The organism is Streptomyces sp. NPDC045998, assembly GCF_056430285.1.
In genome coordinates this window covers 567,710-585,232 of the sequence record NZ_JBWKLJ010000003.1, presented here as the reverse complement: position 1 = coordinate 585,232, position 17,523 = coordinate 567,710, and the positions used below count along the sequence as shown (strand labels likewise).

The window sequence follows — 17,523 nt, the reverse complement described above, 5'->3', positions numbered from 1 at the left end:
CTCAAGCCCCGTCCGTCGCGCACACGTCCTAGGCTCGTGTGCGCACACACAGGAGGGGTGGTCAGACGATGTGCGGACGGTACGCGGCGAGCCGGAGGCCCGAGGACCTGACGGGTCTCTTCGGCGTCGAGAAGTGGGATCCCAAGGAGACCCTGGACGCCGACTGGAACGTGGCTCCCACCAAGGACGTCTACGCGGTCCTCGAACGCCCCCTCAAGGGAGCGGACTCCCGGCGCCCGGTCCGGCAGCTGAGGGCCCTGAAGTGGGGGCTCGTCCCGTCCTGGGCGAAGAACCCGGAGGGTGCCGCCCGGATGATCAACGCTCGGGCGGAGACCGTCCACGAGAAGCCCTCCTTCCGGCAGGCCTTCACCACGCGCCGGTGCATCCTGCCCGCCGACGGTTATTACGAGTGGGTGACCGGCGCCGACGAGCGGCAGCTGGAGGAGCAGGGCAAGCGCAAGCGCACGCGCAAGCAGCCGTACTTCGTCACGCCCGCCGACGGCTCGGTCTTCGCGATGGCGGGACTGTACGAGTTCTGGCGCGACCCCACCCTTCCGCCCGACCACCCGCAGGCGTGGTGGGCCACCTGCTCGGTGATCACCACGGAGGCGGACACCGACCCCCTGGGCGTGGCCCCCGCCGAGGGCCCGCGCTCGCTGGCGGACATCCACCCGCGCATGCCCCTGATGCTGACGCCCGACCGCTGGGACGCCTGGCTGGACCCGGCCCGTACGGAGGTGGAGGACCTGCGCTCGCTGCTCACGCCGCCGCCCGCCGGCCTGATGCGGGCCTATCCGGTGACGCCCGCCGTCAGCAACGTCCGCAACAACGGCCCCGAGCTGGTCGAGGAGCTGCCCGGCCCGGTGGAGGAAACCCTCTTCTGAGGACCGGGTTCCAGGGCCCCGGCTTGGCACCATGGCACCGTGACCAACAGTGAGATCGTGCCGACCGGCGTCGGCGACGCCCGTATCACCTGGTACGCCGCCGAGGGCGACGCCCGCCTCGTCGTGGCCCTCGGCCACGGCGCAGGGGGCGGTGTCGAGGCGCGGGACCTGCGGGCGCTCGCCGCGAGCCTGCCGGCCGCCGGGGTGACCGTCGCCCTCGTCGAACAGCCGTGGCGCGTCGCCGGGAAGAAGCTCGCCCCCGCGCCCAAGACCCTGGACGCCGCCTGGCGGGACCTCTGGCCCGCCCTGCGCGTGCCCGGGCTGCCGATCGTGGCCGGCGGGCGCAGCGCCGGGGCCCGCGTCGCCTGCCGCACCGCCGGCGAGCTGGGCGCCCGCGCCGTCCTCGCGCTGAGCTTCCCGCTCCACCCGCCGGGCAGGCCGGAGAGCTCCCGCGCACAGGAGCTCCTCGGCGCGGGCGTACCGACCCTCGTCGTCCAGGGCGGGAACGACCCCTTCGGCAGGCCGGCGGAGTTCCCGGAGGCAGGCCCCGGGGAGCGGTACGAGCTCGTGGAGGTCCCCTACGGGGACCACGGGTTCGCCGTGCCGAAGCGGGCGGCGGTGACCCAGGAGGAGGCGCTCGCGGTCATCACCGGGGCGGTCGCGAAGTGGGTGAGTGGCCTGCGGGAATGAGAAGCGGCCGGGGCGTTGTTGTGACGGGCGTCGGTGAACAGAGCAGAGCCAGGAGAGGGAGTCCGTCGCATGGGTTCGATCAGCTGCCCGAGCCGGTCCGAGGCCACTGAGCTCGACTGGACCGTGCTTCCCGCGGCCAGGACCGTCCCTGTCCGGGCATCGGGCGGAGCGAATCTGAAGGGACTGGCGCCGGAAGGTCGACTATTCTCCGATTCGAGCGGGTCCGCACTCGGTCTCGCCACAGCGCTGGAGGAGGTGGGTCCGGTCACTGGGACCGACACAGGGACCAACGAAGGCCCCGAGGAGACGGAGTCCGAGCGCAACGCGCGCTTCGAGCGGGACGCCCTCGGCTACCTCGACCAGATGTACTCGGCGGCCCTGCGCATGACGCGCAACCCGGCCGACGCCGAGGACCTGGTCCAGGAGACGTATGCCAAGGCGTACGGGTCCTTCCACCAGTTCCGGGAGGGGACCAACCTCAAGGCCTGGCTGTACCGGATCCTTACCAACACCTTCATCAACTCGTACCGCAAGAAGCAGCGCGAGCCCCAGCGCAGCGCCGCGGAGGAGATCGAGGACTGGCAGCTCGCCCGCGCCGAGTCGCACATGTCCACCGGTCTGCGGTCCGCCGAGTCGCAGGCGCTGGACCACCTGCCCGACTCCGATGTGAAGGAAGCCCTCCAGGCCATCCCGGAGGAGTTCCGCATCGCCGTGTATCTGGCCGACGTAGAGGGCTTTGCGTACAAGGAGATCGCGGACATCATGGGGACACCCATCGGTACGGTGATGTCCCGACTGCACCGTGGCCGCCGCCAGCTGCGCGGCATGCTCGAGGACTACGCCCGCGAACGCGGCCTGGTCCCCGCGGGCGCCGGAGAGTCGTCGAACAACGGGAAAGGCTCGGGCTCATGAGCTGCGGAGAGCCGCACGAGACGGAATGCGCAGAGGTCCTGGACCATCTCTACGAGTTCCTCGACCGTGAGATGCCCGACAGCGACTGCACCAAGTTCGAGGTGCACTTCGAGGAGTGCTCCCCGTGCCTCGAGAAGTACGGGCTCGAACAGGCCGTGAAGAAGCTGGTCAAGCGGTGCTGCGGCCATGACGACGTACCGAGCGACCTGCGGGCCAAGGTCATGGGGCGCATCGAGCTGATCCGCGCGGGCGAGACCGTGCCCGACCACGACGTGTCCGCCGGGCCCGCCCCCGCCACCCAGGAGTAGGCCCGGGCCGACTGCGCCGGTCGTCCGCACGCGCCGGTCGTCCGCACGCGCCGGTCGACCGCGGGGCGTGGTCACCCGAAGGGGCTAATCGATTCCGTCCGCCGCCACCGGGAGGCCACCGGCTCGTAGCCTGGCGCTCGATTCGGAGGGCCGGCGGGAGGCGGAAACGGTGGCGGGCATTCCGGTGGGGGCGTGGGCATACATCGCGGGCGCCGTACTGTGCGCCTCCGCGTGCGCGCTGCCCGCGTTCGACCCGGCCGCCGAGACCCCCTGGGGCGCGGTCGTGCTCCTCGCCGCGCTCTACGCCTTCTGCGAGTGGCCCGCCCGGTGGTCGGTCATCGGGCGGGCGACCGGGCGCGTCCCGGGCGGCTCCGCCGTACCGGTGAGCGCCGGGTCGTTCTTCCCCGTCCTGCTCGCCGCCGCGCTGCTGCTGCCGCCCGCCGCGGCCGCCCTCGTGGCCGTGCCCGGGGCGCTGACCGCCCCCGTTGAGCACCGGCCCGCCACCCCTCGCCGCATCTGGCGCGCCGCACGGCTGGCCATCGCCGCCTGGGCGGCCGCGTGGGCCGCCGCGCAGACGGCGGTCGCCTTCGGCAGCGGCCGCCCCGACGCCCTGTCGGCCGCGCCCGGCTTCCCGTACGTCCTGCTCCCCGCCGGCCTTTCGGCGCTCGCCTTCTGCCTCGTCCTCACCGCCCTCGACGGCGGCATCCTCGCCACCGCCGAACGCCTGCCGGTGCGCAGCGCCTGGCGCGGGCTGCTGCCGCGTTCGCTGGCGCCGCACGCCGTGCACGGGCTGGCCGGGCTGATGATGGCCGTGCTGTGGCGCAGCCCGTACGGCTGGCCCGCCGCGCTGTTCGTGCTGCTGCCGATGTACGTCTCCTGCTGGATGTTCGCGCAGTACCACCGCGAGCGCGCCGCCCACCAGGCGACGATCCGGGCGCTGGTCCAGGCCGTCGACATCAAGGACACCTACACCCGCGGCCACAGCGAGCGCGTCGGCCACGCGTCGGTGCTGATCGCCCGCGAACTGGGCATGGACGAGGCGCGCCTTGAGGTGATCCGCTTCGCCGGGATCCTCCACGACGTCGGAAAGCTCGGCGTGCCGACCCGGGTGCTGCGCAAGGACGGACCGCTGACCCCGGAGGAGCGGCGGGTGATCGAGCTGCACCCGGAGTACGGGCACGAGATGGTGCGCGGCATCGGGTTCCTGGGCGAGGCGCGGGCGGCGATCCTCCACCACCACGAACGGATGGACGGCAGCGGCTACCCCTACGGGCTGCGCGGCCGCCAGATCCCCGAGTTCGCGCGCGTGGTGGCCGTCGCGGACGCCTTCGACGCGATGACGTCGACCCGCTCCTACCGGCGCGCGCGGCCGGTCGCCACGGCGCTCGCGGAGCTGGAGCGCTGCGCGGGCACGCAGTTCGACCCCCGGATGGTGCGGGCCCTGGTGCGGGCGCTGGAGCGGCACGGCTGGGAGCCGGCGGTCACCGCCGACGACTCCCGCGACCCGGCGCGCCGAAACGTCCCTCCACCACGCGACCTGCCCCGGCCCCCGGGACCGGCGCCCGAGGACGTGCCCGACGCCGCCGCACGGGACGGCGCCGAGCGGGACGGAGACATGCGGGGCCGCGACGCGCGGGGCCGGGCCCGGTGAGGGCGCTCGGGGCCGCCCACGCGGCCGCCGCCGCGCTCACCGCCGCCGGACTCGCCTGGACGCTGTGGCACGGCGTCGCCGAGCCCGGCACCGCGCTCGCCTTCGGCCTGCTCATCGCCGTCGGGGAGCTCGCCCGCTGGGCCGCCCGCCCCGGGGTGGCGGCCGGGCCCGTGCTCGCGGAGCCCTGGGGCCGGGAAGCCGCGCCCCTCGGCGCCGCCGGGGCCCTCGCGTACGCCCTGCTCGGCGAGTCCGCCGGGCGGCCCACCACCCACGGGGTCCTCCAGACGATCGCCGTCGTCTTCGCCGGGGCGCTCGTCGGAGCCGTACCGCACGTCGCCCGGGGCTGCGGGCCGGCGCTGGACCACCTGGCCCGCCGGGTGCTGACCACGGCGTTCGCCGCCGTCTGCTTCCAGCCCCTCTACAACTCCGGACGACTGGACGAGACCGTCGGACAGGGCCCCTACTACGCCCTGTTCCTGGCGCTCCTGCTGGTGCTGACCGCCTTGTGCGACGCCGTCCTCGCCGCCCTCATGCTGCGCGCCCGCACGGGCTACCGGTACGGGCCCCTCCTCCGCGACGAACTGCGCGCCCTGCTCGGCGTCGGTTCCGCGGTGTGCGCCACCGGCGCCGTCATCGCCCTCGCCGTCGCGGCCGCCGGACTGTGGGCGCTTCCCCTCTTCTGCGTACCCCTGCTCCTCACCCAGCTGTCCTTCCGCCGGTACGCCGCCGTCCGCGCGACGTACCGCCAGACCATCGCCTCCCTCGCGCGTGCCACCGAGATCGCCGGGTACACGACCCCGGGACATGCCCACCGGGTGGCGGCGCTCAGCCTCGCCGTGGGGCGGGAGCTGGGCCTGTCGGAGCCCGACCTGACCGTGCTGGAGTACGCCGCGCTGATGCACGACATCGGACAGCTGTCCCTCGTAGACCCCGTACCGGAGGGGGCCACCGCCCTCCTCCCGGCCGCCGAGCAGCGGCGCATCGCCCTCCTCGGCGGGGCCGTGGTGCGCCAGACCGGCGTGCCGGCGGCCGTCGCGGTCGTCGTGGAGCGGCAGGCCGACCCGTACCGGGAGCAGCCGCCGCCCGCCCGGATCGTCCGCGCCGTCAACGCGTACGACGATCTGGCCGGGGAAACCGCCCAGGGATCCCTCACCGCCCTGGAGCAGCTGAGGCTGGGCACCGCGCGCGACTACCACCCCGCGGTGGTGGAAGCCCTGGCCAGGGTGGTGGCCCGGGGCTGCGTCACCGGTCGCGCAGCTGGGTAACCCATGGGTAATGAGCGGGCGCCCGACCCGGCATGGTTGGATGCGAACAAGAGGGTGTCCGGGGGCAGAGACCTTCAGCGAAAGCGACCGGCAGACCGGCAGGCGGGAATCGTGAGGATCTTCGGGAAGGTACGGCATCGGCCCTCCGCCTCGTGGCGGCAGGCCACCGACCGCGCGTTCACGCTGATCGGGGACGGGCGGTACGAGGACGCGGGCGCGCTGCTGACGCGGGCGGCGGACCTGGAGCCCTGGCTCTCGGAGTCCTGGTTCAACCTGGCGCTGCTGCACAAGTTCCGGCACGACTGGGAGCAGGCGCGCACGGCGGGCCTGCGGGCGGTCGCGCTCCTCGACAAGGACACCGGCGCCCCGGACTGGTGGAACGTCGGCATCGCCGCCACCGCGCTCCAGGACTGGCCGCTGGCGCGCCGCGCCTGGCAGGCGTACGGCCTGAAGGTGCCGGGGGCCGCCGCGGCGGGCGGTGAGCCGACCGGGATGGAGCTGGGCAGCGCCGCCGTACGGCTGTCGCCGGAGGGCGAGGCCGAGGTGGTGTGGGGCCGACGGCTCGACCCGGCCCGGATAGAGGTGCTCTCCATTCCGCTGCCGTCCTCGGGCCGGCGCTGGGGCGAGGTCGTGCTGCACGACGGGGTCCCCCATGGAGAGCGCACCACGTCCGCCGGGCACAGCTTCCCGGTGTTCGACGAGATCGAGCTGTGGGCGCCGTCCCCCGTACCGACCTGGGTGGTGCTCCTGGAGGCGGCGACCGAGGCCGACCGGGACGCCCTGGAACGGCTCGCGGCCGACGCCGGGTTCGCCGCCGAGGACTGGTCCTCGTCCGTACGGCTGCTGTGCCGGCCCTGCTCCGAGTCGCGGATGCCGAGCGCCGAGGGCGAGGGCGAGCACCTGGACCCGCACGACCACAGCGAGCCGGGGCACCCGGGCCCGCTCGGACACCGCTCGCCGGGCGAACTGTGGGTGCCGGAGCGCGAGTGCGGCATCGCGGCGCCCGCCGGCCTGGTCCGCGGGCTGCTGGACGGCTGGGTGGCGGACAGCCCGGACAGCCGTGAGTGGCGCGATCTCGAAGAAGTCTGCTGAGCCGGGTCGTAGGCTGTACCAGCACATCAGCATGCATGCATCGGGTACTGAGAAAGGCGCAGAGGCGGACATGGCGCAGCAGGAGACGGATCCGTACGTCGACGACGAGGGTTTCATCATCGACACGGAGGACTGCGAGGAGCGCGAGCGCGCCCACCGGGAGCGCGGCACGTCCCGCCCGATCACCGTCGTCGGGAACCCGGTGCTCCACAAGGAGTGCAAGGACGTCACCGAGTTCGACGACTCGCTGGCCCGGCTGATCGACGACATGTTCGCCAGCCAGCGGACCGCCGAGGGCGTCGGCCTGGCGGCCAATCAGATCGGTGTGGACCTGAAGGTCTTCGTCTACGACTGCCCGGACGACGAGGGCGTCCGGCACGTGGGTGTCGTCTGCAACCCCGTGCTGGAGGAGCTGCCGCCGGAGCTGCGCGTGCTCGACGACTCCAACGAGGGCTGCCTGTCCGTCCCGACGGCGTACGCCTCGCTGGCCCGGCCCGACTACGCCGTGGTGCGCGGGCAGGACGCCAAGGGCAACCCCATCAAGGTGCGCGGCACCGGGTACTTCGCCCGCTGCCTCCAGCACGAGACGGACCACCTGTACGGGTACCTGTACATCGACCGCCTGTCGAAGCGCGACCGCAAGGACGCGCTGAAGCAGATGGAGGCGGGTACGCCGCGCTACCCGGTCGTCGCCAACGACTGAGCCGCCGTACGGCTCGACGGGCCCCGCTCACCCGGTGAGCGGGGCCCGTCGGCGTCTCAGAAGTCCTCGTCGAGGTCGACCGAGCCCTCCACCGCCACCTGGTAGGCGGAGGGGCGGCGCTCGAAGAAGTTCGTGAGCTCCTGGACGCCCTGGAGCTCCATGAACGAGAACGGGTTCTCCGAGCCGTACACCGGCGCGAAGCCGAGGCGCATCAGGCGCTGGTCGGCGACGCACTCCAGGTACTGGCGCATCGACTCGGTGTTCATGCCCGGAAGGCCGTCGCCGCACAGGTCGCGACCGAACTGGAGCTCCGCCTCCACCGCTTCCCTCAGCATGTCGGTGACCTGCTGCTGGAGCTCGTCGTCGAAGAGGTCCGGCTCCTCCTTGCGGACGGTGTCGACGACCTCGAACGCGAAGTTCATGTGCATCGTCTCGTCACGGAAGACCCAGTTGGTGCCGGTCGCCAGGCCGTGCAGCAGACCGCGCGACCGGAACCAGTACACGTAGGCGAAGGCCCCGTAGAAGAACAGGCCCTCGATGCAGGCGGCGAAGCAGATCAGGTTCAGCAGGAAGCGGCGGCGGTCGGCCTTCGTCTCCAGCCGCTCGATCTTCTCGACCGAGTCCATCCACCGGAAGCAGAACTGCGCCTTCTCGCGGATGGAGGGGATGTTCTCCACGGCGGCGAAGGCGGCCGTACGGTCTTCCGGATCGGGCAGGTAGGTGTCGAGCAGCGTCAGGTAGAACTGGACGTGCACGGCCTCCTCGAACAGCTGCCGCGACAGGTACAGCCGCGCCTCGGGCGAGTTGATGTGCTTGTAGAGCGTCAGCACCAGGTTGTTCGCGACGATCGAGTCACCGGTCGCGAAGAACGCGACCAGCCGGCCGATCAGGTGCTGCTCGCCGGGCGTCAGCTTGGCGAGGTCGGCGACGTCGGAGTGGAGGTCGACCTCCTCCACGGTCCAGGTGTTCTTGATGGCGTCCCGGTAGCGCTCGTAGAAGTCCGGGTAGCGCATGGGGCGGAGAGTCAGCTCGAAGCCCGGGTCGAGAAGGTTCTTTTCGGGGGAACTCATTACTGGCAGGCCTCGCAGGACTCGGGGTTCTCAAGGGAGCAGGCGACGGCCTCGGGGTCGGCGGCCTGCTGCACGGGGATGGTGGGTGCCGCGGACGCGGCGCGGGCGATCCGGGTCGCCGGGCGCGAACGCAGGTAGTACGTCGTCTTCAGGCCCTGCTTCCAGGCGTACGCGTACATCGACGACAGCTTGCCGATGGTGGGCGTCTCCATGAACAGGTTCAGCGACTGCGACTGGTCCAGGAACGGCGTACGGGCCGCCGCCATGTCGATCAGGCCGCGCTGCGGGATCTCCCACGCCGTGCGGTACAGCGTGCGGATCTCCTCCGGCACCCAGGAGAAGCCCTGTACCGAGCCGCTGGACTCGCGCAGCGCCTCACGGGTCTGCGCGTCCCAGACGCCCAGCCGCTTCAGGTCCTCCACCAGGTACGAGTTGACCTGGAGGAACTCGCCGGACAGCGTCTCGCGCTTGAAGAGGTTGGAGACCTGCGGCTCGATGCACTCGTACACACCGGCGATCGAGGCGATGGTCGCGGTCGGCGCGATGGCGAGCAGCAGCGAGTTGCGCATGCCGACGGCGGCGACGCGCTCGCGCAGGGCCGCCCACCGCTTCGGCCAGGTGAGCTCGGTGTCGTAGTGGTCGGGGTGCAGCACACCGCGCGCGGTGCGGGTCTGCTCCCAGGCGGGCAGCGGGCCGTTGCGCTCGGCCAGGTCGGCGGAGGCCTCGTACGCCGCCAGCATGATCCGCTCGGCGATGCGCGTGGACAGGGTGCGCGCCTCGGGGGAGTCGAACGGCAGGCGCAGCTTGAAGAAGACGTCCTGGAGGCCCATCGCGCCCAGGCCGACCGGCCGCCACTTGGCGTTGGAACGCCCGGCCTGCTCGGTCGGGTAGAAGTTGATGTCCACGACCCGGTCCAGGAAGGTCACGGCGGTGCGGACGGTCGCGTCGAGCCGCTCCCAGTCGATGTCCCCGCCGTTGACGAAGGCGCCCAGGTTGACCGAGCCGAGGTTGCAGACGGCCGTCTCGCCGTCGTTCGTCACCTCGATGATCTCGGTGCAGAGGTTCGAGGAGTGGACGACCGTGCCGGGCTCGGCGGTCTGGTTGGCCGTACGGTTCGAGGCGTCCTTGAACGTCATCCAGCCGTTGCCGGTCTGGGCGAGGGTCCGCATCATCCGCCCGTACAGGTCACGGGCCGGCATGGTCTTGCGGGCCAGTCCCTTGGCCTCGGCGGCGCGGTAGGCGGCGTCGAACTCCTCGCCCCACAGGTCGACCAGCTCGGGCACGTCCGCCGGCGAGAACAGCGACCACGCGGCGTCGGCGTTGACCCGGCGCATGAACTCGTCCGGGATCCAGTGCGCGAGGTTGAGGTTGTGGGTGCGCCGGGCGTCCTCGCCGGTGTTGTCGCGCAGCTCCAGGAACTCCTCGATGTCCGCGTGCCAGGTCTCCAGGTACACGGCGGCCGCGCCCTTGCGCCGCCCGCCCTGGTTCACGGCCGCGACGGAGGCGTCGAGGGTCTTCAGGAACGGCACGATGCCGTTGGAGTGCCCGTTCGTGCCCCGGATCAGCGAGCCGCGGGCGCGGATGCGCGAGTACGACAGGCCGATGCCGCCCGCGTGCTTCGAGAGCCGCGCCACCTGGTGGTAGCGGTCGTAGATCGAGTCCAGCTCGTCCAGCGGCGAGTCCAGCAGGTAGCACGACGACATCTGCGGGTGGCGCGTACCGGAGTTGAACAGCGTGGGGGAGGAGGGCAGGTAGTCGAGGCGGCTCATCAGGCCGTACAGCGCCGCGACCTCGTCCAGCGCGCGGACGCTGTCGTCCTCGGCCAGCCCGGCCGCCACCCGGAGCAGGAAGTGCTGCGGCGTCTCGATGACCTTGCGCGTGATCGGGTGGCGCAGCAGGTAGCGGGAGTAGAGCGTCCGCAGCCCGAAGTAGCCGAACCGGTCGTCGGCCGCCGGGTCGACCAGCCCGTCCAGCCGCTCGCGGTGGACGCGGACGAAGTCGGCGGTGCGGTCGGCGATCAGCCCCTCGCGGTGCCCCACGGCGACGGAGCCGGAGAACGACGTGACCCCCTGCGAGGCCGCCTCCGCCGCGATGCCGATGGTCAGCAGCCGGGCCGCGAGCCGCGAGTACGCCGGGTCCTCGGCGATCAGCCCGGCGGCCGCCTCGGTGGCGAGCTCCCGCAGCTCCGCCTCGTCCGAGCCGGCGTGCCGGCCGCGCAGCGCGGCGGCGGCGACCCGGCCGGGGTCGGTGTCGGGGAGGTCGGCGGTCAGGTCGGTCAGGGTGCGCAGCAGGACGGTCCCGGGACCGTCGCCCGCGTCGTTCCCGTCGCTCTGGCTCGCTGACACCGGATCGGCTGGCGCGATGGTCACGTGGGGCTCTCCCTCGCTCGGCTCGGGGCCACCGGCGGCGGGGCACGGCAGAGCGGGGCGCCTCCGGCACGGGGGCGCACGTATCCGCGTCCACCGGCCCATTCCGCGAGGCCCGGACGTCTGGGCACCCGGGCCGGACGGTCCGGGCGCGCTGCCGGCAGGTGCTCGGACTCGTGGGTGCCCAAAGGCACACCAACACACCGTTGCGGGACAGTTCCGGATTCGCACCGGATTCCCCTGCGACGACAGCGAGATGAGCATACATGTGGGGGGCGGCCGCTGAGCCACCCCCCACATCTTGTGTCGGCCACCACAAGACGCGCCGGTCAGAGGTCGAGCGCGTACGTACGCAGCGTCACCCCCGGGACCGGCGTCCAGTCGCGCTCCGGGGTGCGTACGAACCCCAGCCGCTCGTACACGCGGTGCGCGGTCCGCATCGCCTGCTGGGAGGAGAGCACCACCCGGCGGCAGCCGTCCGCCGCCCGTGCCCGCTCCACGCACGCCCGGACGAGCGCCTCCCCGGCGCCGCGCCGCCGGTCCTCGCGCGCGACCGCGAGCATCCGGATCTCGGCCTCGCCGTTCCCCGCCAGCTCGGCCAGGGGCCCGCCGCCCGGGGCGAACGTCACGCCGCCCAGCAGCCGCTCGCCCCGGCCGGGCGCGCCCGGCTCCACGGCGTCCGGCTCCACGCCGCCCCGCTCCACGGCCACGAGGACCTCGGCGCCGGCGGCCCGCCCGGCCACGTCCCGCAGTTCGATCAGATACTCGTCGCTGTCGGCGAAGGCCAGCAGCCCGTCGGCGAGGTACGCCTGCGCCGTGAGCTCGCCCAGCGCCGCGTGCTCCTCCGGCCGTACCGCCCTGATGGTGATGTCCATGGGGCCAGAGTGCACAACGAAGCGGGCCGCCGCGCCTCCGTGAGGGAGGCGCGACGGCCCGTCGTACGCGGATGGGTCAGTGGCCCGAGCCCGCCGTGGCCTTGGGGAGCTCCACCTGGACGCCCGGGTCGCCCGCGTCCGCCGTGTAGTCCTCCGGCGAGGTCTCGTCGATGCCCTCCGGGGCCTTGACGGCCTTGAGGACGAAGGTGAGGACGACCACGACCAGGACGTTGAGGACGAAGGCCGTGAGGCCGATGTAGCCGATCTCGCCGATGCCGGGGATCTCGGCGGACGAGCCGCCGAAGTGCTTCTGGGTCGGGCTGGCGACGCCGTACGCGGCGGCCGTGCCGTAGACCATGCCGACCGCCCAGCCGGCGAGCAGCGCCCAGCGGTGGAACCAGCGGGTGAACAGGCCGCCCACCAGCGCCGGCAGGGTCTGGAGGATCCAGATGCCGCCCAGCAGCTGGAAGTTGATGGCGACGGTCTTGTCCATGGTGAGGACGAAGGCCAGCGCGCCCACCTTCACCAGCAGCGACACCAGCTTGGACACCTTGGTCTCCTGCTCCGGGGTGGCGTCCGGCTTCAGGAAGTCCTTGTAGATGTTGCGGGTGAAGAGGTTGGCGGCGGCGATGGACATGATGGCCGCGGGGACCAGCGCGCCGATGCCGATGGCCGCGAAGGCGACGCCCGCGAACCAGTCCGGGAACATGTTCTCGAACAGCTGCGGGATGGCCAGCTGGCCGTTCTGCACCTTCACGCCCGCCGCGATCGCCATGAAGCCGAGCAGCGCCAGCAGACCCAGCATCAGCGAGTACAGCGGCAGGATCGTGGTGTTGCGGCGGATCACGTCACGGCTGCGCGAGGAGAGCGTCGCCGTGATCGAGTGCGGGTACATGAAGAGCGCCAGCGCCGAGCCGAGCGCGAGGGTCGCGTAACCCCACTGGCCCATCTCGCCCGGCACCAGGGCGCCGCGCGGCTTGTCGGTCGCCGGGTTGATCTGCGCGTACGCCTCGCCGGCCTTGCTGAAGATCTCGTCGAAGCCGCCCAGCTTGATGGGGATGTAGATGATCGCCACCGCGATGACGATGTAGATCAGCGTGTCCTTGACGAAGGCGATCATCGCGGGCGCGCGCAGCCCGGAGGAGTACGTGTACGCCGCGAGGACGCCGAACGCGATCAGCAGCGGCAGGTCCTTGATGAACCAGTGCGTGGTCTCGCCGCCGCCCACGCCCATCACGTCCAGCACCGCCTGGATGCCGACGAGCTGGAGCGCGATGTACGGCATGGTGGCGAGGATGCCGGTCAGGGCCACCGCCAGCGACAGGCCCTTCGAACCGAACCGCCCGCGCACGAAGTCCGAGGTGGTGACGTAGCCGTGCTTGTGCGACACCGACCACAGGCGCGGCAGGAAGGTGAAGATCAGCGGGTAGACGAGGATCGTGTACGGGACGGCGAAGAAGCCCGCCGCGCCCGCCGCGTAGATCGCCGCCGGGACGGCGACGAAGGTGTACGCCGTGTAGAGGTCGCCGCCCAGCAGGAACCAGGTGATCCAGGTGCCGAACGACCGGCCGCCCAGGCCCCATTCGTCCAGGCTGTGCTCGTTCTCGGCCTTGCGCCAGCGGGAGGCCATGAAGCCCATCACCGTGACGGCCAGGAAGAAGAAGATGAAGACGGCGAGCGCGACGCCGTTCACGCCGTCCTTCACTGCGACGCACCCCCCTTGCGGGACCGCTGGTCACGGTGCCACAGCTTGTACGCCACCATCGTCAACACGGTCGATATGACGACCCAGGCCATCTGGTACCAGTAGAAGAACGGGATCCCCGCGAGCTTCGGCTCGACCTTCGCGTACGAGCTGACCCAGAGCATCGCGACGAAGGGCGCGAACAGGCAGAGCGCCACCACCACCCGCACGGGGGTGACCACTGGTTGTTTCTCCTGTGTCATACGGCGTTCCGTCCCCTCACTGATCACCTGGCGTCATGCGCACGCAATCTAAGGGACCGTCCCGCCCCATGGAACCCCAGTCCGCATAACGGACGTGTCTCGGGCGGGCATTGCGGGGCGTTGCAAGGTGTCCTGGAGCGGGCGGGAAGACGACGGGAGGGGCCGGCGCGCGCGGCGCCGGCCCCCCTCGTACCTCGTCCGCGTCGTCGCCGCGGCGGGCGTTCGCCGTCAGTCGTTCGGGCGCTTCAGTCGCGCCACGAACTTGTACCGGTCGCCCCGGTACACCGAGCGCACCCACTCCACCGGCTTGCCGTCCTCGTCCAGCGAGTGGCGCGACAGCATCAGCATCGGCAGGCCCACGTCCGTACCGAGCAGCCCGGCCTCGCGCGGCGTGGCCAGCGAGGTCTCGATGGTCTCCTCGGCCTCCGCGAGCCGGACGTCGTAGACCTCCGCCAGTGCCGTGTACAGCGAGGTGTACTTGACCAGCGACCGCCGCAGCGCGGGGAAGCGCTTCGCGCTCAGGTGCGTCGTCTCGATGGCCATCGGCTCGCCGCTCGCCAGCCGCAGCCGCTCGATGCGCAGCACGCGGCCGCCGGCCGAGATGTCGAGCAGCCCGGCGAGGGTGTCGTCGGCCGTGACGTACCCGATGTCCAGGAGCTGCGAGGTGGGTTCGAGGCCCTGGGCGCGCATGTCCTCGGTGTACGAGGTGAGCTGGAGCGCCTGCGAGACCTTCGGCTTCGCGACGAACGTGCCCTTGCCCTGGATGCGTTCCAGCCGGCCCTCGACGACCAGTTCCTGGAGCGCCTGGCGCACGGTGGTGCGAGAGGTGTCGAACTCGGCGGCGAGCGTGCGCTCCGGGGGCACCGGGGTGCCCGGGGGCATGGTCTGCGTCATGTCGAGCAGATGCCGCTTGAGCCGGTAGTACTTGGGCACGCGTGCGGTGCGAGTGGCCGTTCCGCTCTCGCTCTCGGTGCTGCCGCCCCCGTCCGTGGCCATGGCCGCCCGCCTTCCCGACTCCTGTGCTGCTGCCGTCACCGGCTCCTCCGTCCCTTGCGGCTCACATGGTGGCACGGACCGGTCACGGGTCGTCGCCCCTCCTCAGGTGTCGGTCTCGTAACGGAGCCGACTGCCCTTCTTATACACCCTTGACACCCCTAAAGGTCTAGGCCAAGCTCCCGGTTACTGGTCTAAACCATTAAAGGCCGGTCCCAGTCCCACGGGCAGCACAGGCAGGACACGTACACCAGTACACGTCGTATGGCCGTCGTATGGCTTCGCGGTGGGGGCAAGGGTTGCAGGCATCCCTGAGGAGGGTGGCGTGAAGCGCAAGCTCATCGCGGCGATCGGCGTCGCGGGCATGGTGGTCGGCGTGGCGGCGTGTGGTTCCGACAAGGGCGGGGACGCCGCGGGGGGCGGCGCCAAGGAGCTCACCGTCTGGCTGACGGTCGACGCCCAGAACAACTGGCCGGACCTGGTGAAGGCGGCCGACGACGCGATAGCGAAGAAGTACCCGGGCATCAAGATCAAGCACGAGTACTACGGCTGGCCGGACAAGAACGCCAAGCTCGACGCCGTACTCGCCACGGACAAGGCGCCGGACGTGGTCGAGATGGGCAACACCGAGATGCTCGGCTACATGGTCAAGGGCGCCTTCGCCGAGGTCGACCCGAAGAAGTTCGAGCAGTCGGACCAGTGGCTGGACGGCCTCAAGGAGTCCGTCACCTACGAGGGCAAGACCTACGGCGTCCCCTACTACGCCGGCGGCCGCGTGGCCACCTGGCGCAAGGACCTGGCCGCCGAGGTCGGCGTGAAGACCCCGCCGAAGACGTACGCCGAGCTCACCGCCGCCCTGGACAAGATCCAGGCGAAGAAGGGCGACAAGTTCAGCGCCTGGTACCAGCCTTCGCCGGACTGGTACGCCGCGATGTCCTTCGTGTACGACGCGGGCGGCTCCATCGCCAAGAAGGACGGCGACACCTGGAAGGCCAACCTGTCCTCGCCCGAGTCCCTCAAGGGGCTCAACGAGTACAAGAAGGTCCTCGACACCTACATGAAGGCCGACAAGACCAAGGACGAGTCGGACCGTCCCATCGTCTTCGGCCAGGGCAACGCCGCCATGATCTTCGCGGCCGGCTGGGAGGGCGGCACCGCCGCCGACCCGAAGAACGACAAGACGGGCAAGCTCAAGGACAACCTCGAGAACTTCGTGATGCCCGGCCCGTCCGGCAAGAACATCCCCGTCTTCCTCGGCGGTTCCGACCTCGCCATCCCGGTCAAGTCCAAGGCGCAGGACGTCGCGGCGGAGTGGATCAACGCCTACACGGGCGCCAAGGGCCAGAAGGGCCTGCTCGCCAAGGGCAACCTGCCCAACAACAAGACGGACCTCGCGACCCTGAAGGCCGACCCGAAGACGACGGTCGCCGCCACCGCGGCCGAGTCCAACTGGTTCGTCCCCATGGCGCCCGGCTGGGGCCAGGTCGAGAAGGCGCAGACCCTCAAGACCCTGCTCCAGGAGATCGGTACCGGCAAGAAGTCGGTCGAGGCCGCCGCGAAGGACGCGGACGCCGCGATCGACAAGGTCATCAACACCAAGTGACCTGACGCCGGGGCCCCGCCACCGCCGGGCGGGGCCCCGGCGCCCGTACGAGAAGAGGGACCGCTGTCGCGATGAGTGCCGCCGACACAACCACTGCCAAGGTGCCGCCCACGCGGCCATCGCGGGTACGGAAGTCCGCCCCGCCCGGTGGCCCCGCGAAGCGGGCCGCACAGCCCGGGAAGCCCGGGACCGGGGGAGCCGCGGTGCCGTGGGCGCTGCTCGCGCCCTGCCTGCTCGTCCTCCTGCTGGTCCTCGGCTATCCGCTGGTGCGGCTGGTCACCCTCGCCTTCCAGAAGTTCGAGCAGCCCCAGCTCTGGGGCTTCAAGGAGCCCGAGTCCGTCGGCTTCGGGAACTTCGCCAAGATCCTCGGGGACGGTGAGTTCTGGACCGTCGTGCTGCGGACCGTGCTCTTCGCCGCCGGCGCGGTGATCTTCACCATGGTCATCGGGATGCTGATCGCGCTGCTGCTGCAGCGCGTCTCCGGCTGGGTCAAAACCCTGATCAACATCGCGCTCGTCGCGAGCTGGGGCATGCCCATCATCGTCGCCACCGCCATCTTCAAGTGGCTCTTCGACGCCGACTACGGCGTGCTGAACTGGCTGCTCAGCCAGGTGCCGGGCGTCGACATGATCGGGCACAACTGGTTCGCCAGCGGTCCCCAGGGCCTCGCCGTCATCATGCTGCTGGTCGTCTGGGGCGCGGTGCCCTTCGTCGTCATCACGCTCAGCGCCGGCCTCACCCAAGTGCCCAAGGAGCTGGAGGAGGCCGCCCGCCTCGACGGCGCCGGCGCCTGGGGCGTCTTCCGGTACGTCACCCTGCCGATCCTCAAGCCCATCATCGTGATGCTCACGACGCTCTCGGTGATCTGGGACATGGGCGTCTTCCCGCAGGTCTTCGTGATGCGCAACGGCCACCCGGAGGCCGAGTTCCAGCTCCTGACGACGTACTCGTACGACAAGGCCTTCGTGGTCAACGACTACGGCGGCGGCTCGGCGATCGCGGTCGTCACCGTGGTCCTGCTGCTCGGTGTCGTCGCCGTGTACATGCGTCAGATGCTCAAGATCGGAGAAGTCGAGTGAGCGCCACGACCACCGCGCCGCGCGCCGCGTCCGGGGCCACGCCGGGGGCCGGCTCCGCGGGCAGGCCCGGGCGTACGCCGGAGGG

16 protein-coding genes and 1 riboswitch are annotated in these 17,523 nt (G+C 71.4%); of the genes, 10 read left to right on the top strand and 6 right to left on the bottom strand.

Features of this window, described 5'->3' with window-relative positions:
• Positions 1 to 68 precede the first annotated feature (68 nt).
• From AC07FJ_RS11605 to def, 8 genes are all read left to right on the top strand, one after another.
• Positions 69 to 884: an SOS response-associated peptidase gene (locus tag AC07FJ_RS11605; RefSeq protein WP_361419430.1), complete on the top strand. Its 816-nt coding sequence runs from the start codon at positions 69 to 71 to the stop codon at positions 882 to 884.
• A gap of 39 nt (positions 885 to 923) precedes the next feature.
• Positions 924 to 1,574 (top strand): alpha/beta hydrolase family protein, encoded by a 651-nt coding sequence (locus tag AC07FJ_RS11600; RefSeq protein ID WP_479047800.1) that lies wholly within the window; start codon positions 924 to 926, stop codon positions 1,572 to 1,574.
• A 255-nt stretch (positions 1,575 to 1,829) separates the two neighbouring features.
• Positions 1,830 to 2,486 carry a sigma-70 family RNA polymerase sigma factor gene (locus AC07FJ_RS11595; protein ID WP_355362581.1) on the top strand — a complete coding sequence of 219 codons (657 nt, stop codon included), beginning with the start codon at positions 1,830 to 1,832 and terminating at the stop codon, positions 2,484 to 2,486.
• Positions 2,483 to 2,794: a mycothiol system anti-sigma-R factor gene (gene rsrA / locus AC07FJ_RS11590; protein WP_355362579.1), complete on the top strand. Its 312-nt coding sequence runs from the start codon at positions 2,483 to 2,485 to the stop codon at positions 2,792 to 2,794. Before AC07FJ_RS11595 ends, rsrA begins: the two co-directional genes overlap by 4 nt.
• A gap of 169 nt (positions 2,795 to 2,963) precedes the next feature.
• Complete coding sequence (locus AC07FJ_RS11585; RefSeq protein ID WP_479047797.1) at positions 2,964 to 4,445, top strand: HD-GYP domain-containing protein; 1,482 nt, start codon at positions 2,964 to 2,966, stop codon at positions 4,443 to 4,445.
• Entirely contained in the window at positions 4,442 to 5,710 is a 1,269-nt protein-coding gene (locus AC07FJ_RS11580) for an HD-GYP domain-containing protein (RefSeq protein WP_361419420.1), read from the top strand. Before AC07FJ_RS11585 ends, AC07FJ_RS11580 begins: the two co-directional genes overlap by 4 nt.
• Before the next feature lie 111 nt (positions 5,711 to 5,821).
• On the top strand, positions 5,822 to 6,802 hold the full coding sequence (locus tag AC07FJ_RS11575; RefSeq protein WP_479047795.1) for a tetratricopeptide repeat protein: 981 nt from the start codon (positions 5,822 to 5,824) through the stop codon (positions 6,800 to 6,802).
• A 70-nt stretch (positions 6,803 to 6,872) separates the two neighbouring features.
• Positions 6,873 to 7,505, top strand: a complete 633-nt coding sequence (def, locus tag AC07FJ_RS11570; protein ID WP_479047793.1) for a peptide deformylase — start codon at positions 6,873 to 6,875, stop codon at positions 7,503 to 7,505.
• 56 nt (positions 7,506 to 7,561) lie between these two features.
• On the opposite strand, the gene AC07FJ_RS11565 is transcribed toward def, so the two are convergent.
• From AC07FJ_RS11565 to AC07FJ_RS11540, 6 genes are all read right to left on the bottom strand, one after another.
• A complete protein-coding gene (locus tag AC07FJ_RS11565) occupies positions 7,562 to 8,575 on the bottom strand; it encodes a ribonucleotide-diphosphate reductase subunit beta (RefSeq protein WP_479047791.1) in 1,014 nt (337 codons plus the stop codon).
• Positions 8,575 to 10,944 carry a ribonucleoside-diphosphate reductase subunit alpha gene (locus AC07FJ_RS11560; RefSeq protein WP_479047789.1) on the bottom strand — a complete coding sequence of 790 codons (2,370 nt, stop codon included), beginning with the start codon at positions 10,942 to 10,944 and terminating at the stop codon, positions 8,575 to 8,577. Before AC07FJ_RS11560 ends, AC07FJ_RS11565 begins: the two co-directional genes overlap by 1 nt.
• Positions 10,945 to 11,083: 139 nt before the next feature.
• Positions 11,084 to 11,206: riboswitch (cobalamin riboswitch) on the bottom strand.
• 64 nt (positions 11,207 to 11,270) lie between these two features.
• Positions 11,271 to 11,816, bottom strand: a complete 546-nt coding sequence (locus tag AC07FJ_RS11555; protein WP_479047786.1) for a GNAT family N-acetyltransferase — start codon at positions 11,814 to 11,816, stop codon at positions 11,271 to 11,273.
• A 76-nt stretch (positions 11,817 to 11,892) separates the two neighbouring features.
• Positions 11,893 to 13,521 (bottom strand): monocarboxylate uptake permease MctP, encoded by a 1,629-nt coding sequence (mctP, locus tag AC07FJ_RS11550; protein ID WP_355362564.1) that lies wholly within the window; start codon positions 13,519 to 13,521, stop codon positions 11,893 to 11,895.
• Positions 13,518 to 13,763 (bottom strand): DUF3311 domain-containing protein, encoded by a 246-nt coding sequence (locus AC07FJ_RS11545; RefSeq protein WP_361419403.1) that lies wholly within the window; start codon positions 13,761 to 13,763, stop codon positions 13,518 to 13,520. Before AC07FJ_RS11545 ends, mctP begins: the two co-directional genes overlap by 4 nt.
• Positions 13,764 to 13,991: 228 nt before the next feature.
• On the bottom strand, positions 13,992 to 14,759 hold the full coding sequence (locus AC07FJ_RS11540) for a GntR family transcriptional regulator (RefSeq protein ID WP_361419809.1): 768 nt from the start codon (positions 14,757 to 14,759) through the stop codon (positions 13,992 to 13,994).
• A gap of 322 nt (positions 14,760 to 15,081) precedes the next feature.
• Here AC07FJ_RS11540 and AC07FJ_RS11535 point away from each other — a divergent pair, with 322 nt between their 5' ends.
• On the top strand, positions 15,082 to 16,359 hold the full coding sequence (locus tag AC07FJ_RS11535; RefSeq protein ID WP_479047782.1) for an extracellular solute-binding protein: 1,278 nt from the start codon (positions 15,082 to 15,084) through the stop codon (positions 16,357 to 16,359).
• A gap of 71 nt (positions 16,360 to 16,430) precedes the next feature.
• Entirely contained in the window at positions 16,431 to 17,438 is a 1,008-nt protein-coding gene (locus tag AC07FJ_RS11530; protein ID WP_361419397.1) for a carbohydrate ABC transporter permease, read from the top strand.
• Positions 17,439 to 17,523: the final 85 nt, after the last annotated feature.